This is a genomic window from Tistrella arctica, assembly GCF_039630945.1.
GTDB classification, from domain to species: domain Bacteria; phylum Pseudomonadota; class Alphaproteobacteria; order Tistrellales; family Tistrellaceae; genus Tistrella; species Tistrella bauzanensis.
Genome location: NZ_JBBKTV010000046.1, coordinates 1 through 291 on the forward strand (window position 1 = coordinate 1; position 291 = coordinate 291).

The 291-nt window shown below is 69.1% G+C and carries 1 protein-coding gene; it reads left to right on the top strand.

All coding sequences use genetic code 11. The features are described from left to right. Nucleotides 1-291 (top strand): hypothetical protein (locus WG924_RS28120; RefSeq protein ID WP_345936344.1); only part of this gene is annotated, 291 nt, incomplete at both ends.

The following is a 291-nucleotide window of genomic DNA, read 5'->3' on the forward strand; positions in this document are numbered from 1 at the left end:
GCGTGACCGTCGGCGGCACGGCGACCAGCCGGACGCTGAGCGGCACGGTGACGGCGATCAATGCCTTCATCGCCGCCAATGGCGTGAGCTTCACGCCGGCGGCGAACGCGACTGCCGATGTCACCCTGACCGTGACGGTGAATGACGGCGGCAACACCGGCACCGGCGGTGCGCTGACCGACAGTGCGACCATCACGCTCGACATCACGGCGGTGAATGACGCCCCCGATCTGACCGCGCCGGCCAGCATCGCGGTGACCGAAGACACGGTGACCGCGCTGACCGGCATCT